At 73.1% G+C, this 19,388-nt stretch carries 22 protein-coding genes; 11 read left to right on the top strand and 11 right to left on the bottom strand.

Features of this window, described 5'->3' with window-relative positions; genetic code table 11:
• Window positions 1–17 precede the first annotated feature (17 nt).
• The 3 genes from ACY3FI_RS07180 to ACY3FI_RS07170 all read left to right on the top strand — a co-directional run bounded on the left by ACY3FI_RS07180 (window position 18) and on the right by ACY3FI_RS07170 (window position 3,001).
• A complete protein-coding gene (locus tag ACY3FI_RS07180) occupies window positions 18–1,145 on the top strand; it encodes an amino acid ABC transporter permease (RefSeq protein ID WP_462550098.1) in 1,128 nt (375 codons plus the stop codon).
• Window positions 1,145–1,918 (top strand): amino acid ABC transporter ATP-binding protein, encoded by a 774-nt coding sequence (locus tag ACY3FI_RS07175; RefSeq protein WP_462550097.1) that lies wholly within the window; start codon window positions 1,145–1,147, stop codon window positions 1,916–1,918. The genes ACY3FI_RS07180 and ACY3FI_RS07175 overlap by 1 nt, the downstream gene beginning before the upstream one ends.
• Window positions 1,919–1,981: 63 nt before the next feature.
• Window positions 1,982–3,001, top strand: coding sequence for an ABC transporter substrate-binding protein (locus ACY3FI_RS07170; RefSeq protein ID WP_462550096.1), 1,020 nt, complete (start codon window positions 1,982–1,984; stop codon window positions 2,999–3,001).
• A 197-nt stretch (window positions 3,002–3,198) separates the two neighbouring features.
• Here the strand turns inward: ACY3FI_RS07170 and ACY3FI_RS07165 are convergent, their stop codons facing one another.
• The 4 genes from ACY3FI_RS07165 to ACY3FI_RS07150 are packed head-to-tail and all read right to left on the bottom strand — an operon-like array spanning window position 3,199 to window position 7,442.
• A complete protein-coding gene (locus tag ACY3FI_RS07165; RefSeq protein WP_462550095.1) occupies window positions 3,199–4,338 on the bottom strand; it encodes an LLM class flavin-dependent oxidoreductase in 1,140 nt (379 codons plus the stop codon).
• Entirely contained in the window at window positions 4,335–5,699 is a 1,365-nt protein-coding gene (locus ACY3FI_RS07160) for an NtaA/DmoA family FMN-dependent monooxygenase (RefSeq protein WP_462550094.1), read from the bottom strand. The genes ACY3FI_RS07165 and ACY3FI_RS07160 overlap by 4 nt, the downstream gene beginning before the upstream one ends.
• The gene (locus ACY3FI_RS07155) at window positions 5,696–6,892 is read right to left on the bottom strand and encodes an LLM class flavin-dependent oxidoreductase (protein WP_462550093.1); all 1,197 of its coding nucleotides are present in this window, start codon (window positions 6,890–6,892) and stop codon (window positions 5,696–5,698) included. The genes ACY3FI_RS07160 and ACY3FI_RS07155 overlap by 4 nt, the downstream gene beginning before the upstream one ends.
• A gap of 31 nt (window positions 6,893–6,923) precedes the next feature.
• On the bottom strand, window positions 6,924–7,442 hold the full coding sequence (locus ACY3FI_RS07150; protein ID WP_462550092.1) for a carboxymuconolactone decarboxylase family protein: 519 nt from the start codon (window positions 7,440–7,442) through the stop codon (window positions 6,924–6,926).
• Window positions 7,443–7,547: 105 nt separating this feature from the next.
• Between ACY3FI_RS07150 and ACY3FI_RS07145 the strand changes: the two genes are divergently transcribed.
• Window positions 7,548–8,108 carry a histidine phosphatase family protein gene (locus tag ACY3FI_RS07145; protein WP_462550091.1) on the top strand — a complete coding sequence of 187 codons (561 nt, stop codon included), beginning with the start codon at window positions 7,548–7,550 and terminating at the stop codon, window positions 8,106–8,108.
• Between the two features lie 80 nt (window positions 8,109–8,188).
• Here the strand turns inward: ACY3FI_RS07145 and ACY3FI_RS07140 are convergent, their stop codons facing one another.
• From ACY3FI_RS07140 to ACY3FI_RS07130, 3 genes are all read right to left on the bottom strand, one after another.
• On the bottom strand, window positions 8,189–9,211 hold the full coding sequence (locus ACY3FI_RS07140) for an SLAC1 family transporter (protein WP_462550090.1): 1,023 nt from the start codon (window positions 9,209–9,211) through the stop codon (window positions 8,189–8,191).
• A gap of 23 nt (window positions 9,212–9,234) precedes the next feature.
• Window positions 9,235–10,041, bottom strand: coding sequence for a DUF1684 domain-containing protein (locus tag ACY3FI_RS07135; RefSeq protein WP_462550089.1), 807 nt, complete (start codon window positions 10,039–10,041; stop codon window positions 9,235–9,237).
• A gap of 226 nt (window positions 10,042–10,267) precedes the next feature.
• The gene (locus ACY3FI_RS07130; RefSeq protein ID WP_462550088.1) at window positions 10,268–11,230 is read right to left on the bottom strand and encodes an SDR family NAD(P)-dependent oxidoreductase; all 963 of its coding nucleotides are present in this window, start codon (window positions 11,228–11,230) and stop codon (window positions 10,268–10,270) included.
• A 101-nt stretch (window positions 11,231–11,331) separates the two neighbouring features.
• Here ACY3FI_RS07130 and ACY3FI_RS07125 point away from each other — a divergent pair, with 101 nt between their 5' ends.
• From ACY3FI_RS07125 to ACY3FI_RS07115, 3 genes are all read left to right on the top strand, one after another.
• Window positions 11,332–11,595, top strand: a complete 264-nt coding sequence (locus ACY3FI_RS07125) for a hypothetical protein (RefSeq protein ID WP_462550087.1) — start codon at window positions 11,332–11,334, stop codon at window positions 11,593–11,595.
• A gap of 114 nt (window positions 11,596–11,709) precedes the next feature.
• Window positions 11,710–13,020, top strand: a complete 1,311-nt coding sequence (locus tag ACY3FI_RS07120) for a PP2C family protein-serine/threonine phosphatase (protein WP_462550086.1) — start codon at window positions 11,710–11,712, stop codon at window positions 13,018–13,020.
• Window positions 13,021–13,120: 100 nt separating this feature from the next.
• Window positions 13,121–13,966, top strand: a complete 846-nt coding sequence (locus ACY3FI_RS07115) for a glycoside hydrolase family 16 protein (protein WP_462550085.1) — start codon at window positions 13,121–13,123, stop codon at window positions 13,964–13,966.
• An 87-nt stretch (window positions 13,967–14,053) separates the two neighbouring features.
• Here ACY3FI_RS07115 and ACY3FI_RS07110 read toward each other — a convergent pair whose 3' ends face one another.
• Together ACY3FI_RS07110 and ACY3FI_RS07105 are read right to left on the bottom strand one after the other, a co-directional pair.
• Window positions 14,054–14,272 (bottom strand): hypothetical protein, encoded by a 219-nt coding sequence (locus ACY3FI_RS07110; protein ID WP_462550084.1) that lies wholly within the window; start codon window positions 14,270–14,272, stop codon window positions 14,054–14,056.
• Between the two features lie 61 nt (window positions 14,273–14,333).
• Window positions 14,334–14,678 (bottom strand): DUF3140 domain-containing protein, encoded by a 345-nt coding sequence (locus tag ACY3FI_RS07105; RefSeq protein WP_462550083.1) that lies wholly within the window; start codon window positions 14,676–14,678, stop codon window positions 14,334–14,336.
• 159 nt (window positions 14,679–14,837) lie between these two features.
• On the opposite strand from ACY3FI_RS07105, the gene ACY3FI_RS07100 reads away from it, so the two are divergent.
• From ACY3FI_RS07100 to ACY3FI_RS07085, 4 genes are all read left to right on the top strand, one after another.
• Window positions 14,838–16,061: an alcohol dehydrogenase catalytic domain-containing protein gene (locus tag ACY3FI_RS07100; protein ID WP_462550082.1), complete on the top strand. Its 1,224-nt coding sequence runs from the start codon at window positions 14,838–14,840 to the stop codon at window positions 16,059–16,061.
• Window positions 16,058–16,966 (top strand): SDR family oxidoreductase, encoded by a 909-nt coding sequence (locus tag ACY3FI_RS07095; RefSeq protein ID WP_462550081.1) that lies wholly within the window; start codon window positions 16,058–16,060, stop codon window positions 16,964–16,966. The genes ACY3FI_RS07100 and ACY3FI_RS07095 overlap by 4 nt, the downstream gene beginning before the upstream one ends.
• A gap of 70 nt (window positions 16,967–17,036) precedes the next feature.
• Window positions 17,037–17,174 (top strand): hypothetical protein, encoded by a 138-nt coding sequence (locus tag ACY3FI_RS07090; RefSeq protein WP_462550080.1) that lies wholly within the window; start codon window positions 17,037–17,039, stop codon window positions 17,172–17,174.
• Between the two features lie 114 nt (window positions 17,175–17,288).
• Window positions 17,289–18,251, top strand: coding sequence for a methyltransferase family protein (locus ACY3FI_RS07085; RefSeq protein ID WP_462550079.1), 963 nt, complete (start codon window positions 17,289–17,291; stop codon window positions 18,249–18,251).
• On the opposite strand, the gene ACY3FI_RS07080 is transcribed toward ACY3FI_RS07085, so the two are convergent.
• Window positions 18,232–18,648 carry a VOC family protein gene (locus ACY3FI_RS07080; RefSeq protein ID WP_462550324.1) on the bottom strand — a complete coding sequence of 139 codons (417 nt, stop codon included), beginning with the start codon at window positions 18,646–18,648 and terminating at the stop codon, window positions 18,232–18,234. The two genes, ACY3FI_RS07085 and ACY3FI_RS07080, sit on opposite strands and share 20 nt — an antisense overlap.
• An 89-nt stretch (window positions 18,649–18,737) precedes the next feature.
• A complete protein-coding gene (locus ACY3FI_RS07075) occupies window positions 18,738–19,286 on the bottom strand; it encodes an MOSC domain-containing protein (RefSeq protein ID WP_462550078.1) in 549 nt (182 codons plus the stop codon).
• Window positions 19,287–19,388: the final 102 nt, after the last annotated feature.

The raw sequence follows: 19,388 nt of genomic DNA, 5'->3' as shown, positions 1-19,388 counted from the left end.
GCTCGTACGGTCGCGACATGACCCAGACGACCGACGTGCGGCGCGGACCGGACGCGCACCGTGCCTCCAGACCGGACGGCGCGACAGCGCCCGCCGACCTGACCATCGACGTGGCCGCACGTGCCGCGCTCGACCGGCCCGTCGTGCCGCTGCGCCACCCGGTGCGGTGGATCGCCGCCGGCATCGTGCTCGTGGTGCTGCTGAACTTCGTCGAGACCCTCTTCACCAACGAGTCGTGGGGCTGGCCCGCGGTCGGGAAGTGGCTGTTCAGCCCGGCGATCCTGACCGGCCTGCAGCTCACGCTCGTCGCGACCGCCCTCAGCGCGGTGATCAGCTTCGCCGGCGGCGTCGTCGTGGCACTCGCGCGACTCTCCCGCAACCCGGTGCTGTCCGGTCTCGCCTGGGGGTACGTCTGGCTCTTCCGGTCGGTGCCGCTGATCCTCGTGCTCGTCTTCCTCTACAACCTCGGGTCGCTGTACCCGTCGATCGGCGTCGGGGTCCCGTTCGGGCCGCAGTTCCAGGTACCGACCGCGAACGTCCTGAGCGACCTGGCGATCGGCGTCCTGGCGCTCAGTCTCAGCGAGATCGCGTACGCGTCCGAGATCGTCCGGGCCGGGGTCCTCGCGGTCGACCACGGGCAACTCGAGGCCGCGCAGGCGCTCGGCCTCCCCCGCCGTCGGCAGTTCGTCCGGGTCGTCCTCCCGCAGGCGCTCCGGTCGATCGTGCCGGCGTTCGTGAACCAGGTCGTCGGACTGCTCAAGGCGTCGTCACTGCTGTTCTACGTCTCGCTGCTCGACCTGTTCGGCGTCGTGCAGAACCTGTCGAGCACCTACCCGACGGACATCATCCCGCTGCTCGTCGTCGCGACGATCTGGTACCTGGCGCTCACGAGCGCGGTGTCGGTCGTGCAGTTCTACGTGGAGCGGTGGACGGCCCGCGGGTCCGTCCGCACGCTGCCGCCCACGCCGTGGCAGCGCGTGCGGGCTGCGGTCCGGCGGGGTGGCGGCCGGTCTGCCGGCGGGGGTCCCGGCGGGCCTTCCGGCCGGACTGGAGGCGCGGACCGCCGCGTCGACGTCGGCACCGGCTCCGCCACGGGGTCGGCGCCCGCCGCCCCTTCCGCTCCGATCGACGACAGGGCCAACTGATGAGTGCAGCGATCGGCATCCACGGCGCCGTCAAGGCGTTCGGCGACCAGGTGGTCATCGACGGCGTCGACCTCACCCTGCCGTCCGGGAGCGTCACCGCGGTCCTCGGTCCGTCCGGGTCCGGCAAGTCCACGCTCCTCCGGGCCATCAACCACCTCGAACCACTCGACCGCGGCGTCGTCACGGTCGGTGGCGAGACCATCGGCGTCAGGGTGCGGACCGGCCGCCGCGGCGTCCCGCGCTACAAGGAGCTCCCCGAGCGCCTGATCCTGCGGCAGCGCTCCCGGATCGGCTTCGTGTTCCAGCACTTCAACCTGTTCCCGCACCTCACCGCGCTCGAGAACGTGGCGGAGGGTCCGATCGCCGCGGGTGTCCCCGCTGCGACCGCGAAGGCCCGCGCCCAGGAGCTGCTCGAGCGCGTGGGACTCGGCGACCGCGCCGCGACCCGGCCTCGACAGCTCTCCGGTGGGCAGCAGCAGCGCGTGGCGATCGCCCGCGCGCTGGCCCTCGACCCGTCCGTGGTCCTGCTCGACGAGCCGACCTCGGCGCTCGACCCGGAGCTCGTCGGCGAGGTGCTCGGCGTCATCCGGTCCCTCGCCGCGTCCGGCACGACGCTCGTCATCGTCACGCACGAGGTCGCGTTCGCCCGCGAGGTCGCCGACCACGTCGTGTTCCTCGACCACGGGCGCGTCGTCGAACAGGGCCCGCCCGCGCAGGTCATCGACGCACCGCAGCACGCCCGCACGCGCGACTTCCTCTCCCGGGTGCGCTGAGGCGGTCGTCCGCCACCTGCTCTCCCGCACGTCCTCCCACCGATCCCGACCCTCAGGAGCACCATGTCCACGATCACCCCTGCCCGCTGGCGTCACCGCGCCGGGGCCCTCGTCCTCGCCGCCGGCGTCGTCGTCACCCTGGCCGGGTGCGCCGCGAACGCGAACGCCGACGCCGGTGCCGGCTCGTCCGACGGGACGGTGACCATCGGTGCCGCGTCGAACGGCGCCGCGACCGAGACGAAGGTCACCGTCGAGGAGGACCAGAAGCTGCACGACGCCCTCCCCGCCGACGTGAAGTCCTCCGGCAAGCTCACCATCGGGATCGGCGCGTTGCCGTCCGGGTTCCCGCCGCTCGCCTTCACCGGCGACGACCAGAAGACCCTGACCGGCTCGGAGCCCGACCTCGGCCGCCTCGTCGCCGCGAAGCTCGGGCTCGAGGCCGAGGTGCAGAACGCCACGTGGGACAACCTGTTCGTCGGCATCGACGGCGGGAAGGTGGACGCCGGCTTCTCGAACATCACCGTCACCGAGCAGCGCAAGGAGAAGTACGACTTCGCCTCGTACCGGCAGGACAACCTCGCGCTGCAGGTGCCCGCCGACAGCTCGCTCTCGTTCGACGGCGACCCGTCCGTGCTCGCCGGCAAGACCATCGCCGTGAGCTCCGGCACGAACCAGGAGAAGATCCTGCTCGAGTGGAAGGCCGACCTCGAGAAGACCGGCGGGACCATCGACGTCAAGTACTACCCGGACGGCAACGCGGTGAAGCTCGCGCTCGACTCGGGCAAGATCGACGGCTACTTCGGCCCGAACCCGACGATCGCGTACGCGAACAAGCAGAGCGCCGGGAGTGCCCACGAGACGAAGACCGCGGGGACGTACTCCGGCGCCGGGTCCTCGTTGCAGGGGCTCATCGCGGCGACGACGAAGAAGGGCAGCGGGCTCGCGAAGCCGATCGCCTCGGCCATCGACGAGCTCATCGCGGACGGCACGTACGGCAAGTGGCTCACGGCCTACAACCTGTCGAACGAGGCCGTGGAGCACTCCGAGGTGAACCCCGAGGGCCTGCCGCTCGACAACAGCTGAGCTGCCGGGCCACCCGGAACGACATCCCCGCCGTCACACGACGGCGGGGATGTCGTGCGTTGCGCACACGCCGGGCCCGCGCGGGTGCTCCGGTCGCAGGACGCGCCGCCGGCGCGGGAGCGGCGCCCGGAACGACGGGAGGCGCGGTGCCCGCTGGCACCGCGCCTCCCGTCGGGGGTGGTCCTGACGGACCCGCGTCAGGCGACCCCGACGGCCACGGGGCGCGCCGCGCGCGCCGCCCACTCCGCCGCGAGCAGCTCGTAGGACCGGACCCGCGCGGCGTGGTCGTGCGTGATCGTCGTCACGAGGAGCTCGTCCGCGCCCGTGACGCGCTGCAGCACCTCGAGCCGGTCGGCCACGTGCGCGGCGTCGCCCACGAAGCGCGTCGCCACCCGGTCGGCCACGGCGGCGGCGACGGTCGGGTCGACGGGGTGCTCGCGGGCCCATGCCGGGGTCGGGTACGGGACCGCCCCCACGCCCGAGCGGATCGAGTGCACCCAGCGGTCGTACCCGAGCGCGAGCTCCGACGCCTCGGCGGCGGTCGCGGCAGCGACGACGTCCGCGGACACGATGACGTGCGGGGCGTCGAGCACGCCGGGGCGGAACGCCTCGCGGTAGGCGCGGACCGAGTCGAGGACCGTGCCCGGCGACGTGTGGTAGTTCGCGCCGTACGGCAGACCGAGGGCGCCGGCCGCCCGGGCGCTCGCGCCGCCGGTCGACCCGTGGATCCAGAGTTCGACGGCGCTGCCCGCGGCGGGCGTCGCGTCGACGACCTCGCCGTCGCGCTCGTACGTGCCGGCGAGGAACGCCCGGACGAGCCCGAGCTCGTCGTCGAACCGCTCGACGTCGCCGGGCACCCGGCCGAGCAGCTCGCCCTGCAGCGCGAACCGGCTGCCCGGGGCGACCCGGAACGTGAACGGCGACGGGACGAGGAGGCCGTCGACGACCTCGTCGTCGCGGGGCTCGAGCGCCGGCGGACTCGGGGCACCGGGAGCGGGAGCGCCGGAGCGACCGAGTCCGAGGTCGAACCGCGGGCCGTACAGCCCGGTGAGCGTGCCGAACGCCTCGGCGATCTGCAGCGCCCGGACGTTGCCGACGAGGGTCGCCGCGCTCCCGACCCGGATCGTCGAGGTCGCCGCGGCGACGGCGCCCATCACGATGTTCGGCGCACTGCCCGCCACACCGGGGTTGAGGTGGTGCTCGGCGAGCCAGTAGCGGGCGTACCCGGCGCGCTCAGCGGCGGCGGCCAGGTCGACCGTGTTCCGCAGCGCCTGTGCGGGCGTCGAACCCGACGACACCGGCACGAGATCGAGGACGGCGAGCGGGACGGCGGTCATGCGGGCACCTGCTGACGATCGAGGACGTGCCCGGGGAGCCCGAGCGTCCGGCGGAGGGTCGCACCCTCCTCGTACGAGGACCGGTACACGCCGCGCTCCTGCAGCAGCGGCACGACCCGGTCGACGAAGTCGTCGAGGCCGTACGGGTTCGTGTGCGGGACGACGACGAAGCCGTCCGAGGCGCCCTCCTGCACGTACCGGTCGATCTCCGCGGCGATCGACGACGGTGTGCCGATGAAGCCGCCGCGGGTGGAGACCTCGATCACGAGGTCCCGGATCGACAGGTGCTCGGCTGCCGCTCGGTCACGCCAGCCCTGCACGAGGGCGCGGGGGTCGCGCACGTGCCGCACGCGGCCACGGGTGATCGTCTCGGCTTCGACGTCCGGTTCGACGTCGGGCAGCGGTCCGTCGACGTCGTACGACGACAGGTCGCGGTTCCACACCTGCTCGAGGAAGGCGATCGCGGTGGCCGGGCTGACCTGCGCGCGACGGACCGCCCGGGAGCGCTCCTCGGCGTCGGCCTGCGTGTCGCCGAGGGTGAAGGTCGCTCCGGGCAGGATCAGCAGTTCGTCCTTGCTCCGTCCCACCCGCTCCAGTCGGTCGGTGACGTCGCCGTAGAAGGTGCGCGCGTCGTCGAACTCCGTGTGCAGCGAGAAGATCACCTCGGCGTGCCGGGCGGCGAGGTCGCGGCCCTCGTCGGAGTCGCCGGCCTGCACGACGACCGGGTGCCGCTGCGGGCTGCGCGGGACGGGGAAGGTGCCGGTCACGTCGAGCTGCGGGCCGTGGTGGTCGACGTCGCGGATGCGGGAACGGTCGGCGAAGGCCCCGGCGGCGAGACCGCTGCCGACGGCGTCCGGCTGCCACGAGTCCCACAGCTCCCGCGCCAGCTCGACGAACTCCGCCGCCCGCGTGTACCGGTCGGCGTGGTCGAGGAAGCCGCCGCGGCGGAAGTTCGCGCCGTGGAACGCGTCCGAGCTCGTCACGACGTTCCAGCCGGCCCGGCCGTCGCTGAGGTGGTCGAGCGTGGCGAGCTGCTTCGCGAGCTCGAGCGGCTCGTTGAACGTCGTCTGCAGGGTGCCGACGAGGCCGATGTGGTCGGTGACCCCGGCGAGGGCAGCCAGGATCGCGAGCGTGTTCGGCCGTCCGACCACGTCGAGGTCGTGGATCCGGCCCTTCTGCTCGCGGAGTCGCAGCCCCTCGGCGAGGAACAGGAAGTCGAAGTACCCGCGCTCGGCGTTCCGGGCGAAGTGCTCGAACGACGAGAACGCGATCTGGCTCTCGGCCCGCTCGTCGCTCCACACGGTGGTGTTGTTGACGCCCGGGAAGTGGGCGGCGAGGTGGACCTGGCGCTTGCTGGTCATGCGGAGACCCCCTGGTGAGACCGGTCGGACGCGTACCGGCTGACCGCCGGGGCGATGCCGAGCCGCGTGCGCAGGTCGGCGGTGGGACGGGATGCGACGTCGGCCCGCAGACCGGCCGCCACGAGTGCGGGGACGAGCTGCCGGGCGATCGCCGTCGAGTCGATCGGGATCCGCAGCGGTCGGAGCCGCACCCCGGCGTACCCGAGCGCCCGGAGGTCCGCGATCCGCTCGACGAGGTCGGCGGCGGTCGTGGCGAGCACCGTGGTGTCGGAACCCGAGCCGACGGCATAGGGCGTCCCCGCGGCGGCGTCGAGCGCAGCGAGCGTGTCGGCGGCCTCGTCCGCCGACGACCCGATGAGGACCGCGAGGTCCGCGAGGACCGGACGACGGACGTCGGAGCCGGCCGCCTGTTCGGCGTCACGGACGAGTGCCAGGGTGCTCCGCGCCTCCAGTCCGTCGAACCCGGGCGTGACGAGCACGACGTCCGCGGTGTCGACGGCGAAGGCGGCCGCGTCCGCGCGGTGCGCCAGCGCGAAGACCGGCGGACGGCCCTGCGGCGACCGCGGCACGATCGACGCGCCGTGCACCGAGACGTGCGAACCGACGAACTCCGCGTTGTGGATCCGGTCCCGGTCGATGAAACGGCCGGTCGTGACGTCGCGGATGATCGCGTCGTCGTCCCAGCTGTCCCAGAGTCGCGCGACGACCTCGGCGACCTCGCGCCCCTCCGCGAACAGCGTCGCCGCGTCGTCACCGCCGGGCCGGCGGCCGAAGAGCGCGGCCTCGCGGGTCGTCGGACTCACCTGGATCCGCCACCCGGCCCGCCCGAGCGAGACGTGGTCGAGGGTCTGGAGGCCCGTGGCGACGTGGAAGGGCTCGGTGTGCGTCACCGAGACGGTCGGCACCAGCCCGACGGCACGCGTCGCGGGAGCGACCGCGCTGGCGACCAGGAGGGCGTCGAGCTGGCCGACGACCGTCCTCGTGTCGAGGTCGCCGCCGGCGTCGACGGGCCCGGCGGTGAAGGAGTCCTCGAGGGTGACGGCGTCGATCCCGAGGCGGTCCTGCTCCACGATGACGTCGCGCCAGCGGCGGAGGCTGCTCAGGCGTCGCGCGGCGGGGCCGGCGACGCGCCAGGCGGCGGGGTGCCAGCCGGCACCGCGGAGGGCCGTGACGAGGGTGGTGCGGTCGGGCATGGGTGCGCTCCCGTCGGGGTGGTGGTTCGGGTCAGTGGGCGTGGGGCGCGGCCGGGGACGCGTCAGCGGGGTGCGCCGGATCCGCAGGGTGCGCGGCGTCGGCCGGATTCGCCGCCGCATCCGCGGGGTGCCCGGCGCCGGCCGGGTTCGCCGCCGCATCCGCGGGGTGCCGGGCCGGGTTCGCCGCCGCATCCGCGGGGTGCCGGGCCACGTTCGCCGCGTCCGCGCCGAACTTGAACCCGAGGCGGCCGTGGGCGAACCCGCCCCCGGCCCGGATGGCGGTCGCGACCCAGGCGGCCTCGGCGAGCTCCGCCTCGTCCGCACCCGCGGCGACCGCTCGCTGGCTGTGCCCGTCGATGCAGTACACGCACTGCGTGGTGATGCCGACCGCCAGGGCGATGAGCTCCCGGTACTTCAGCGGGATCGCCCGGTCCTCCGGCTGGAACACGGCGGCGTCGAACTGCACGAACGCCTCGAGGATGTCCGGCGTCCGCTGCTTGTAGACCTTCGTCCAGGTCTTGTCCTGCTCGCGGTCCAGGTAGTCGGTCATGGCACCGACGCTAGGACCGTTTCCGGGCACCGCCGCGGGTGTTGCGAAGCGTGACCGGGTGTTGCGCCACGTGACGCCGGACGACACCTCTGCCAGGATCGCCCCGTGCCGTCCGCGTTCCTCACCCACGCCGAGGTCGTCGTCGACCCCGGCGCACCGATCGAGTCGTGGACGCTCTCCCCCGCCGGACGGTCCCGTGCCGCCACGGCAGCGGCGGTCGCCTGGGGCCCCGGCCCGCGACGCATCGTGTCGAGCACCGAGCGGAAGGCGATCGACACGGCCGAGGTGCTCGCGGCAGCGGTCGGTGTCACCCCCACGACCGACTCGGAGCTCGGCGAGATCGACCGGAGCGCGACCGGCTACCTGCCGCTCGACGAGTTCGAGACCGTCGTCGACCGTTTCTTCGCCGAGCCCGCCACGTCGGTGCGCGGATGGGAGCGCGCAGTCGACGCCCAGGAGCGCATCGTCCGCGCGGTCCGCCGCTGCGCCACTGCCGGTGACGTCACGATCGTGTCGCACGGGGCGGTCGGGGCGTTGCTCCTCGCGTCGCTGCACGGTGTCCCGGTCTCGCGGGCGCTCGACCAGCCCGGCATGGGCAGCGTGTTCACGTTCGACCCCGTCTCGTGGACGGCGAGGAGCCACTGGACGCGGCTCCCCGCCTCCTGACGGAGCGTCGGCCTGGAGGCACGGGGCACGACCGCCAGTCGACGCGGCTCGTCACGGCGCGGCTCCCGCCCGCGGGGTCCTCAGACGACGCGGGTCGCGCCCGTCACGGGGCCCGGAGCGGCGTCCTCGTCGTCCGCGACGTGCAGGACCTCCTCGGCCTGGCCGAGCAGCTGGTGCACGGCGAGCCCGATCGACCGCGTGCCGACCGCCGCGACGAGCACGCTCAGCAGGGTGAGGACCGCGGCGACCGGGATCCAGGCCCCGGGCAGGTCGAGGACGCGGACCCACTCGACGACGGCCGTGACGACCGCAGCCGCCGGGAACACGAACGACCAGAAGCCGAGCGAGAACCGCAGCCGGACGTACCTGGGGAGCAGCGCCAGCTGCACCAGGGCCATCAGCACGCCGAGGCCCGCCACCGCCTGCACCGGCAGCGTGACGGCGTCGTCGGTCAGGGCGAAGAGCGCCACCGTCGCCACGGCCGGGGGCGCGACGAGGATCGTCATCGTCGGCACGAGGGGGCCGGGGAGCGCCGGGCGGAACGCGAGCCGGATGAGCAGGAGCCCGGTCATCACGCCCCAGAAGAACACGCCGACGCCGAAGCACGCCCAGGACAGCCAACCGACGCCGACCTCGTGCGTGGCCACCGCGGCGACGAGCGCTGCGGCCACCGTGGGCAGGAGGTAGCCGCCGTGCACGGACTCGAGTGCGAGTCGGCCCTCGAACCACGTGCTGAGGAGCCAGCCGGCGAAGCCCGCCGCGACCGCGACCGCCGCGAGCACGGCGACCTCGCCGGCGAGCGGCGCGTACCGGGCCAGGTCGACGCCGAGCAGCATCGCACTCGCGGGCACGAGCGCCGCGAGCGGACCCTGCGCCGGGTGCCGGAGCTGGTCCACGAGGCGCTCCCGGACGCGGGCGCCGCGGACGAGGTGTGCGCCGAGGAGCCAGAGCCAGGCGAGCGCGGCGACCGCCCACAGCGCCTGGGGCACGAGCGTCGGCACGTGCAGGACCGGGGCTGCGACGGTCCACGCCTCCGCGAGACCGGCGAGGCCGAACGAAACGGCGAACGTGTTGAGGGGGATGCGCGAGGTGGGGCGTGGCATGGCGGACCCATTCTCCTCGAGGCTCAGGCGGGGAGGCGCTCTCCCGCCTCGACGGCGACGTCGAGGCGGTTCTCGGCGGGTGGCAGCGGGCACGTCGCGTGCTCGGTGTACGCGCACGGCAGGTTCGTCGCCCGGTTGAAGTCGATCCGGGTGGAGCCGGAGGTGTCGGGCGCCGTCACGTCGAGCGCCCGGTTCGCCGCGTAGGTCGTCACGCCGCTCGTCCGGTCGGTGAACAGCACGAGCAAGCCGCCGTCGTGCCCGTTGAACGCGAGCAGCGATCGCGGCCCGTCCAGGTCGAACGTCAGGACACCGGGCGCCTCGTAGACGTGCTGGAGCCCGTCCACGACCGAGCCGACCGTGACCGACCGCGGGGCGTCGAACGGGTCGAAGTGCGCGTCCACGACGAACCGTTCGGACGGGTCGTACGTCGGCGTGCCCGTGTACGAGACGCGGTTCGGCGCGGACGGACGGCGCGGGCGGACGACATCGCTGCCGCCTCGGCGGGCCACCTCGACCACGACGGTCTCGTCACCGTCCTGCCACCGGACGGACGTCCCGGAACGCTCGGCGAGCGGCCCGAACCGGTGCGTGCCGGTGACCTGCTGCCCGTCGACCTCGATCGTCTGGCCCTCGTCGAGCTCGACGACCGGACCGTCCGCCGACGTCGACCACGCTCCAGGGGCGTCGTCGAACCGCTCCGGCGTCGGGGTCAGCCACCGGATGCTCGTGATCGCGAGGAACCCGTGCTCGGACGCCCGGGCGCGCTCGTGTGCCTCGTGCCAGGTGGCCCAGTCGGTGGCGAACGCGGTGTCGGTGGTCGTCGTGCTCATGTGTCGACCGTACGTCCGACCTGCGTGGCCGCGCAGCGTCGTTTCGCTCCGTGACGACCGGGCAGGACCTGCCGCGCGTGGGACGCCGAGCGGGCGGAACCCGTCGCCCGCGCCCGCCGGAGGTGACGGATGTTGCCCACTCAGGGGCGGGCCGAGGGCGCGGGGACGACGAACGGGAGGCGCGGTGCGGGCTGGCACCGCGCCTCCCGTCCGGCGGGTGGTCGCGTCAGCGACGCGAGCGGCCGAGCAGGACCGTCCCGACCACCGCGGCGACGCCCGCCCAGACGAGCGGACGCGTCACGCGCCGTCGCTTCGCGACCCACCCGCCGTCCGTCGCGTTGTGCGCGTCGGCGGGTTCGTAGAGGTTGCCGTCGCTCGGCACGCCCTTCCCCCGGAGTGCGAAGGTCTCGACCATCGGCTTCGTGATCTTGTGGAACAGACCCGGGAACAGGTACTGCAGCGGGACGAGCGACGCCTGGATCCGGCCGACGAACCGGTAGCGCTTCGGGTGCAGGGCGGCCTGGACGACGGCCTTGCCGGCGCGCTCGACGGAGACGGTCGGCGGCAGCGGGTGCGAGGTCTTGCCGGTGTAGTTGGCGCCGTTCTGGTAGATCGGGGTGTCGATCGTCGAGGGCAACAGTGAGGTGAAGCGGATGCCGGTGCCGGCGAACTCGTCTCCGAGCACGTCGACGAGGCCGAGCGCCGCGTGCTTGCTCGTGACGTACGCCGACTGGTACGGCGCGGAGAGCAGCGACTGGATCGACCCGACGAGGACGTAGGTTCCCTTGCCGCGCTGCTTCCAGTGCGGCAAGAGCGCCTTGACCGCGTTGACGTGGCCGTAGAGGTTCGTGTCGACGACGCGGCGGAAGGCCTCGACGGGGGTCTGGTCGAACAGGCCGTAGACGAAGAGGGCCGCGTTGCCGACGAACACGTCGATGCGTCCGTAGCGGCTCGTGGTGGTCGCGACGAGGTCGTCGACGGCATGCGGGTCGGCCACGTCGGTGTGGACGGCGGTCGCCTCGGCGCCGAGCTTCCGGCACTCCGCAGCGGCGGCCTCGAGGCTCTCCTGCCCGCGGGCGGCGAGCACGAGGGTGGCACCCTGCCGGGCGAACTCGTGGGCAGCTGCTCGACCGATGCCGCTCGAGGCTCCGGTGACGACGACGATCTTCCCGCGGAAGCGTTGGCTCATGGGGTCGTTGCTACCCGGACCCGACTCCGTCGTCGTCCAGGCCCCCGTACCCCGCCGCGCCGGCCCTGGTCAGGTCTGCGGCGGCCGTGGGACGATGAGGCATGTCGAAGGACGAGCTCACGGTCGAGGAGGCCACGGCCATCACCGAGCACGCCGCGTCCGGGTCGCTCCCCCTCGACGACCCCGAGGTGCGGAAGGTCGTCGAGCAGGCGAACCGGGTGCTCGTCCGGGCGCAGATGTGGGGCGAGGAGCGCAGCCCTCGGCTCCGACGACGCCGTCGGCTCCTGGCGGTCGGGGCCCTCGTGATGGTGCTCGTCTGGGTGGCCGGGCTGCTCGTCCCCCTGGCGTTCCGGCTCGGCCTCTGACCGTGCCGACGACTCGGCGGATCCGCCGGTCGACGACCCTGGTGACGGTCACTCAACACGCCCGGAACCGATCGCGGGTTGCCCACCCGGGTCGGTACGAGTTGACTCGGACGCGTGACGAGCACCGCCGACCGGCCGACGCCCATCCGGACGTGGACGACGAGCGTGCGGGACGACACCGGGCCGATCGTGTTGACCGGCCTGCGGACGTCGTGGGAACCGCTGGCGAAGCAGGCCGTCATCGCGGCCCTCATCGTCGCCGCCGCGGTGCTCAGCGCACTGTCGCCCTGGCTCGACGTCAGCGATGCCCCGGTCATGTGGTCGGGCGTGGTCGTCGCCGTGCTCTGCCTCGCCTTCGCGGCCGTCATGGCGCGGTGGCCGGGGGCGATGCGCGTCGAACTGCTCGTGCCCGCGTTCGACTTCCTCGCCGTGGGCCTCCTCCGGTTCGGCACGGGCGACGCCAAGTCCGTGTTCACCGCCATCGTCGTCCTGCCCGTCATCTGGGTGGCGGCGAACCCGGGGCGACGGCACGTCGTCTGGCCGGTCCTCGGCACCACGGGCACGCTGCTGCTCTCCTACCTCATCGCGCCGAACCAGCCGCAGCCGAGCGAACTCGTCCGACTCGTCATCGTGGTCTTCGTGTTCGGCACCACCGCGGTCGTCACGAACGAGCTGGCGCGCCAGGCCGGCCGACAACTCGCGGACGTACAGCGGCGCCGCCGGGTGGCCGAGGGCGAGATCGGCCGCGCGGCCCTCGTCCAGCAGTCGCTGCTCCCGACGACCGCCGCGGACCTGCCGCCCGAGCTCCGCGCGGTCGGGGTCTGTCTGCCCGCGCGCAGCGTCGGCGGCGACTTCTACGACTGGTTCCCGACACCCCAGGGAGCGGCGTTCACGCTCGGCGACGTGATGGGCAAGGGCGTCGGCGCGGGCATGATCGCCGCCGCCGTCCGCTCGCTGATCCGGAGCACCGTCGAGGAGACCGACCCGGCGGTGGCCGTGCGCCGTGCCGCGACCGGCCTGGCGACCGGCTCCTCCGACCTCACCAGCGGGCAGTTCACCACCTGCTTCCACCTGCGGGTCGACCGCGACGGCGAGGCGCGCTGGGTCGACGCGGGCCACGGGCTCACCGTCCTCCGCGCGGCCGACGGGACCACGCGCCCGCTGCGGTCCGGCCACCTGCCGATCGGCGTCGGGACCGAGTGGTCGGCCGAGCGCACACGGCTCGCCCCGGGCGACGTCGTCGTCGCGGTGAGCGACGGCGTGCTCGACCTGTTCGGCGGGGACCTCGACTCGCTCGACCGCTTCGAGGCCTGGGTGGCCGAGCGCGCCGACCCGCAGGACATCGTGGACGGCATCGCCGGGCTCGCGGTCCACGGCGAGCACCCGGACGACGTCACGGTGCTCTGCGTCGCCTACCGTCCCTGACCGGCGGCGAGCTCCCCGTCCTGCGAAGTGGGGACTGGTGCAGCAGCGCGAGCACGGGTGAAGATCGTCCGTCCCCACACCCGTCGACCCCAGGACCGCCATGTCGCACGACCCGCACGCCCTCGACCGCCGCCGCTTCATCGCCCTGGGGCTCGCCGGCAGTGCCGCGACCGCAGCAGCGGCCACCGCGGCCCTGACCCCCGCGCCCGCGCGCGCCGCGACCAGCCCGGTGCTGCTCGCCGCCGACGAGTTCGACGGGCCGGCCGGCTCCGCGCCGAACGGGGGCATCTGGCGCTACGACCTCGGTGCCGGTGGCTGGGGCAACGGCGAACTGCAGACGTACACGGACACCCGCCGCAACTCCGCGCTCGACGGTGCCGGCAACCTCGTCATCACCGCCCGACGTGAGGCCGACGGCTCGTACACCTCGGCCCGGTTGAAGTCGGAGGGCACCTACACCGCCCAGTACGGTCGCATCGAGGCCCGCATCCGGATCCCCCGGGGGCAGGGCATCTGGCCGGCGTTCTGGATGCTCGGCGCCGACATCGGACAGGTCGGCTGGCCGGCGTGCGGCGAGATCGACGTGATGGAGAACGTCGGCAAGGAACCCACGATCGTGCACGGGACAGTGCACGGCCCCGGGTACTCGGGAGCGCAGGGCCTGACGGCGGCGTACACGAACCCGACCGGTGCGCCCTTCGCCGACGACTTCCACGTCTACGGCGTCGACTGGAAGCCCGGGTCGATCACCTGGACCGTGGACGGCACCCCGCTCCGGACCGTGACGCGCGCTGACGTCGGCGCGAACGCGTGGGTGTTCGACAAGCCGTTCTTCGTGGTGCTCAACGTCGCGGTCGGCGGCGGATGGCCGGGCAGCCCGGACGCGACGACGCGGTTCCCGCAGCAGATGACGGTGGACTGGCTCCGGGTCTGGCAGAACGGCTGACCGCAGCGTGGCGCGGCGCCGCGGATCCACGACGGCGCGCCGATCCGCAGGGGTACGACGCGGGTCGCTGACGGAGGTCCCTGACGGTCAGCGTCCGTCGCGGCGCTGGCGGGCGAGGAGCCACAGGTACGTGGCGTGCCCGACGAGTGCGAGCCCGAAGAACACCGCACCCACGGCGTAGACGCGGTCGAGCTTGCCCTGCCCGATCACGAGCATCACGACGCAGAACACGACGGCGACCGCCAGCACCCCGACCTGGACCGTGGACCAGATGCGGCGGAAGCGTGGCATGCCCGTCTCGTTCATGCACCCATCCTGCCCGAGGTCCCGAGGTCCCGAGGTACGGACGGCCGCGGGACCGCCGCCGTCAGTGCTTCTCGGGGTCGTGGCCCCAGTTCATCAGCGAGTACCGCCACTTCGAGTCGTGCACGTCGCCCTCCGGCTCCTGCGCCGAGTGCCGCGCGACGTACCCGACGACCTTCCGCATGTGCGCGTAGTCGTCGTCCGTGTACTCGCCCTGCTTCTTCTCGAGGATCCGGACGATGTGCCGTCCGCTCTCGTGTCCGGTCGACTCACTGCCCTCGGAGGACTTCTGCCCGACCGCCTCCGACTCGTCCGTGCCGAGCCAGCGCTTCAGCTCGGAGGCGGTCATGTTGACGGCGTCGGCGAAGTCGTCACGGGTCTGCTTCTCGTCGTGCTGGTCGTGGCTCATGCCCGCCAGCGAACGCGCCGCGCCTGTGCATGGTCGCAGCCGGACCCCGTCGCGGTTGTCCCCCGGTCGGTTGCGCAGTCCGGATCACCGCCCCGGAACCGCTCAGCACGCGACGAGTTGTGTGTCCCCCGAACCCCCACCACAGGAAGCGAGAGCGACATGCGCGCAGTTGTCTGGCACGGCATCGGGGACATCCGTCTCGACGAGGTGCCCGAGCCCACCATCCAGCACCCCGAGGACGCGATCGTCCGGATCACCCGGAGCGCGATCTGCGGGACCGACCTGCACTTCGTCCGCGGCACCATGGCCCCGATGGAGGAGGGCACGATCCTCGGGCACGAGGCCGTCGGCGTCGTCACCCAGGTCGGCGACGCCGTGCGTGGCTTCAGCGCCGGTGACCGTGTCGTGATCAACTCGACGATCTCGTGCGGTGCCTGCCGCTACTGCCGGATGGGCAAGACCGCGCAGTGCGACGTCGCGAACCCGAACGGTCCGCAGGCCGGCACGAGCTTCTTCGGCGGTCCGCAGTCGACGGGCCCGGTGAACGGCCTGCAAGCCGAGTTCGTCCGCGTGCCGTACGCCCGCAACACCATGCACCCGCTGCCCGAGAACGTCAGCGACGAGCAGGCGATCCTGCTGTCCGACATCTTCCCGACCGGCTGGTTCGGCGCCCAGCTCGCCGGGGTGTCCCGCGGTGACGTCGTCGTCGTGTTCGGCGCCGCCATCGTCGGCCAGTTCGCCGCGGCCTCGGCGTACAAGCTCGGCGCGGCCCGCGTGATCGTCGTCGACGGCGAGGAGACCCGGCTCGCAGCGGCGCTCGCGCAGCACTGCGAGGTCGTCGACTACAACCGCGAGGACCCGGTGCAGGCGATCCTGGACCTGACGAACGGCATCGGCGCGGACGCCGTGATCGACGCCGTGGGGGTCGACGCCGAGCGCCCGAAGCGCGGTCCAGCAGCGGTGTCGGACGAGCAGGCCCAGCAGTTCGACGCCGAGGTGCAGCAGGTCGCCCCGGACGCCTCGCCGGACGGGTTCGGCGACCAGCAGCAGTGGAAGCCCGGCGACGGCCCGTCGCAGGTCGCCCGGTGGGCCGTGGAGACGGTGGCGAAGTACGGCCGCATCGGCATCATCGGCGTGTACGGGCCGACCGCCGAGCACTACCCGATCGGTCAGGCGATGAACAAGAACCTGACGATCCGGATGGGCAACTGCGACCACCACTCGGTGACGCCGCCACTCATCGACCTCGTGGCGTCGGGGCTGTTCGACCCGACGGCGCTCATCACCGAGCACGAGCCGATCGGCGACGCGATCGCGGCGTACGAGGCCTTCGACCGCCGCGAGCCCGGCTGGGTCAAGGTCGAGCTGGAGGCCGCCCGATGAGCGACTCCCCCACCGACCAGTACGCCTTCGGCGACCCGCGCACCCGCTACCCCGACGTCTCCCCGGAGCCGCAGACCCAGGACGAGCCCGGCCTGCAGTCCGAGATGACGCCCGTCCCCGACCTCGGCGAGTCGAGCTACCGCGGCACCGGACGACTCGAGGGCCGCAAGGCCGTCATCACCGGCGCCGACTCCGGCATCGGCGCGGCCGTCGCGATCGCCTTCGCCCGCGAGGGTGCCGACGTCGTGCTCGCCTACCTCCCCGAGGAGCAGTCCGACGCCGACCACGTCATCGAGCAGATCGAGGCGGCCGGACGGAAGGCCGTCGCGGTGCCCGGCGACCTCCGGGACAGGGCGTACGCCGGGCAGCTCGTCGAGCGCGCCGTCGCCGAGCTCGGTGGCATCGACGCGCTCGTCAGCGTCGCCGGCAAGCAGCGGTGGCAGCCGGACCTGCTCGACATCACCGACGACCAGTTCGAGGCGACGTTCGACGTCAACGTGTTCGGGCTCTTCCGGCTCGTCAAGGCGGCGCTGCCCCACCTGCAGCCCGGTGCCACGATCACGACGACGGCCTCGATGGAGGCGTACGCCCCCGCACCCGATCGGCTCGACTACGCCGCTTCCAAGGGCGCGGTCAACAACTTCTCGAAGGGGCTCTCGCAGCTGCTCGTGGAGCGCGGGATCCGCGTCAACATCGTGGCACCGGGGCCGACGTGGACCGTGCTGCAGCCGAGTGGCGGCGTCGACCCGGAGTCGCTGCCCGAGTTCGGCAGCAGCGAGTCCCCGATGGGGCGCGCCGCACAGCCGGCCGAGCTCGCGCCCGCCTACGTCTTCCTCGCCTCGCAGGAGTCGAGCTTCGTCGCTGGCGAGACCCTCAACGTCAACGGCGGCATGGTCACGCCGTGATCCGGACAGGGCGGGAATGGAACGGCCCCGTCCGCTGTCGAACCCATCACCGAACGCGAAGGAGCACACCATGAGCCTCGACCTCCACGAGAGCGCCGCGGTCGACGACGAGCGCAGCCGTACGACGAAGCCCGCCCTCTCGATCCTGCACGACGACCACGCACCGTCCTTCGGACGGTGGCTCGGCCAGATCAACGGACACAGCTGACCGGCGGTCTCGCCGATCTGGACGTCCCCACGTCCCGCACGGGAGGCGCGGTGCCTGCTGGCACCGCGCCTCCCGTCCGTCCGAGGGGTCCCGTCCACTGCTAGCGTCGGCTCCGTGAACCGGGGCCGCCTGTACTTCGCGGCGCAGGCCGCCGGCGGCCTGGCCTGGTGGCTCGCCGTCTTCTCTGCCCCGCCGGTACGCCTGCTCACCCTCGGGTCACTCGACCCGGTCCTCGTCGCCGTCCTCGACGTGCCGCTGTTCGTCGTCGCGTCGGCCCTCGCCGCCGTCGGCATCCGCTGGGCCGCGGTCGTCGCCACCGCCTGGACCGTGCTCGTGACCGTCGGGCTCGCGGTGTGGGCGACCGTCACCCGCGAGGCGGGGTGGGGCGTCCTCGTGATGGCCGGGGCCTCGGTCGGGTCGTTCCTGGCACTCGCGGTCGTCCTGCTCGGCCGCGTGCCCACCGAGTGGGTCACCGTCGGTCCGCTCGGCTTCCGCACCGCTGACGCCGCGGCCGGACGACGGCGGCACGTGGTCGCGACAGGACTGCAGATCGTGGTGTTCTGGGGCCTGTTCCTCGTGGTGATCCCGCTCGTCCTCGCCGCGCTGGAGGACCGCTGGCGGCTCCGCGCCGCGCTCCCCGCCGACCTCCGTGCCGTCGTGGCCGTCGTCGGTGGGGTGGTGCTCCTCCTCGCGAGCGCCCTCGGCATCGCGTCCGCTGTCGCCATGTCGACGAAGGGCGACGGCACGCCCCTGCCGTCCGCGTCGGCGAACCGGCTCGTCGTCGCCGGCCCGTACCGGAGCGTGCGGAACCCGATGGCGCTCGCGGGGATCACGCAGGGCGCCGCCGTCGGCCTGGTCCTCGGCTCGTGGACCGTCGTCGTGTACGCGGTGGCCGGGTCGATCGTGTGGAACTGCGTCGTGCGACCACTGGAGGAAGCGGACCTCGTGGCGCGGTTCGGCGACGACTTCCGGCGCTACGCGGCCGTGGTCCGCTGTTGGGTCCCGCGGTGGCCGGTCCCCGCTGGCGTTCCCGGCGACGACGAGGCGACGGTGGGCGTCAGGCGCCCGAGCCGCTGATGTTCACGAGCCACGTGATGCCGTAGCGGTCCGTGAGCATGCCGAAGGTGTCGCCCCACGGTGCCGTGGTCAGCGGTTCGATGACCGTCGCCCCCTCGGACAGACCGTCCCAGTACCGACGGAGCGCCGCGTCGTCGTCGCCGCTCAACGAGATCGAGATGTTGCTGCCCTGCGTGACCCGCATGCCGGAGGGCGAGTCGGAGCCCATCAGGACCAGGCCGTTCTCACCCTCGAGCTGCCCGTGCAGGACCTTGTCGGCGTCGGCCGGGTCGTGGGGCATGCCGGACTCGCCGAACGTGCCGATGCTCAGGTCCCCGCCGAACACCGCGTGGTAGAACCCCAGGGCGTCGCGGGCCTCGGACCGGAAGCCGAGGTACGGGTTGAGACGGACGGGCATCATGGTCTCCTCTGCCGGGCGGGCGTCGTCGCCCGCGTTCGCGTCCATCGTGGCAGAGGGTCGACGCGACGGGAAGCGCCGACGGTGGATCAGACCGGCTGCAGTGGCTCCCGCGCGCCGGCTGGCAGCTCGACGCGGATCAGGTCACCGGGACGGACCGTGCCGCCGGTCACCACGACGGACATCACGCCACCCTTCCGGACCACCGTGCCGTCCTCGTCCTTGCCGAGCACCGCGCGCAGCAGGCCGGGCTCGAAGCCGTTGATCTGCTGGCACGGGTTCCGGAGGCCCGTGACGCGGACGCAGGCCTCGTCGCCGAGGTGCAGCAGGGTGTCCTGCGGGAGGGCGAGCAGGTCGACGCCCCGCGTCGTCACGTTCTCGCCCATCTCGCCCGCGGCGACGCCGAACCCCTCTGCGGCGACCTCGTCGAACAGCTCGGCGTGCAGGAGGTGCACCTGCCGGAGGTTCGGCTGCGACGGGTCTCGGGCCACCCGGGAACGATGCTGGACCGTGGTGCCGGCGTGGGTGTCCCCCTCGATGCCCCAGCCGGCGACGAGCACGATCTCGTCGACGAGGGGCTTGCTGAAGCGGTGGGTGTCGTCGCGGGCGACGGCGAGGACGGTGGGATCGGTGCTCACGTGCTCATCCTGGCCCGGCCGCTCGACGGTGTCGAGTGGCCGGGGACACCGGTGGCCCCGACGGTGCGTCGCGCAGCGGACGACCGGTGGACGGTGCTTCCG

It is taken from the genome of Curtobacterium sp. RM9, from assembly GCF_054956955.1.
This window is presented reverse-complemented; position numbering and strand designations above follow the sequence as displayed.

Bases quoted from the DNA above. Each gene is read 5' to 3' on its own strand.
- ACY3FI_RS07180 (WP_462550098.1), top strand. From the start codon at position 18: ATGACCCAGACGACCGACGTGCGGCGCGGACCGGACGCGCACCGTGCC.
- ACY3FI_RS07175 (WP_462550097.1), top strand. From the start codon at position 1,145: ATGAGTGCAGCGATCGGCATCCACGGCGCCGTCAAGGCGTTCGGCGAC.
- ACY3FI_RS07170 (WP_462550096.1), top strand. From the start codon at position 1,982: ATGTCCACGATCACCCCTGCCCGCTGGCGTCACCGCGCCGGGGCCCTC.
- ACY3FI_RS07165 (WP_462550095.1), bottom strand. From the start codon at position 4,338: ATGACCGCCGTCCCGCTCGCCGTCCTCGATCTCGTGCCGGTGTCGTCG.
- ACY3FI_RS07160 (WP_462550094.1), bottom strand. From the start codon at position 5,699: ATGACCAGCAAGCGCCAGGTCCACCTCGCCGCCCACTTCCCGGGCGTC.
- ACY3FI_RS07155 (WP_462550093.1), bottom strand. From the start codon at position 6,892: ATGCCCGACCGCACCACCCTCGTCACGGCCCTCCGCGGTGCCGGCTGG.
- ACY3FI_RS07150 (WP_462550092.1), bottom strand. From the start codon at position 7,442: ATGACCGACTACCTGGACCGCGAGCAGGACAAGACCTGGACGAAGGTC.
- ACY3FI_RS07140 (WP_462550090.1), bottom strand. From the start codon at position 9,211: ATGCCACGCCCCACCTCGCGCATCCCCCTCAACACGTTCGCCGTTTCG.
- ACY3FI_RS07135 (WP_462550089.1), bottom strand. From the start codon at position 10,041: ATGAGCACGACGACCACCGACACCGCGTTCGCCACCGACTGGGCCACC.
- ACY3FI_RS07130 (WP_462550088.1), bottom strand. From the start codon at position 11,230: ATGAGCCAACGCTTCCGCGGGAAGATCGTCGTCGTCACCGGAGCCTCG.
- ACY3FI_RS07125 (WP_462550087.1), top strand. From the start codon at position 11,332: ATGTCGAAGGACGAGCTCACGGTCGAGGAGGCCACGGCCATCACCGAG.
- ACY3FI_RS07115 (WP_462550085.1), top strand. From the start codon at position 13,121: ATGTCGCACGACCCGCACGCCCTCGACCGCCGCCGCTTCATCGCCCTG.
- ACY3FI_RS07110 (WP_462550084.1), bottom strand. From the start codon at position 14,272: ATGAACGAGACGGGCATGCCACGCTTCCGCCGCATCTGGTCCACGGTC.
- ACY3FI_RS07105 (WP_462550083.1), bottom strand. From the start codon at position 14,678: ATGAGCCACGACCAGCACGACGAGAAGCAGACCCGTGACGACTTCGCC.
- ACY3FI_RS07100 (WP_462550082.1), top strand. From the start codon at position 14,838: ATGCGCGCAGTTGTCTGGCACGGCATCGGGGACATCCGTCTCGACGAG.
- ACY3FI_RS07095 (WP_462550081.1), top strand. From the start codon at position 16,058: ATGAGCGACTCCCCCACCGACCAGTACGCCTTCGGCGACCCGCGCACC.
- ACY3FI_RS07090 (WP_462550080.1), top strand. From the start codon at position 17,037: ATGAGCCTCGACCTCCACGAGAGCGCCGCGGTCGACGACGAGCGCAGC.
- ACY3FI_RS07080 (WP_462550324.1), bottom strand. From the start codon at position 18,648: ATGCCCGTCCGTCTCAACCCGTACCTCGGCTTCCGGTCCGAGGCCCGC.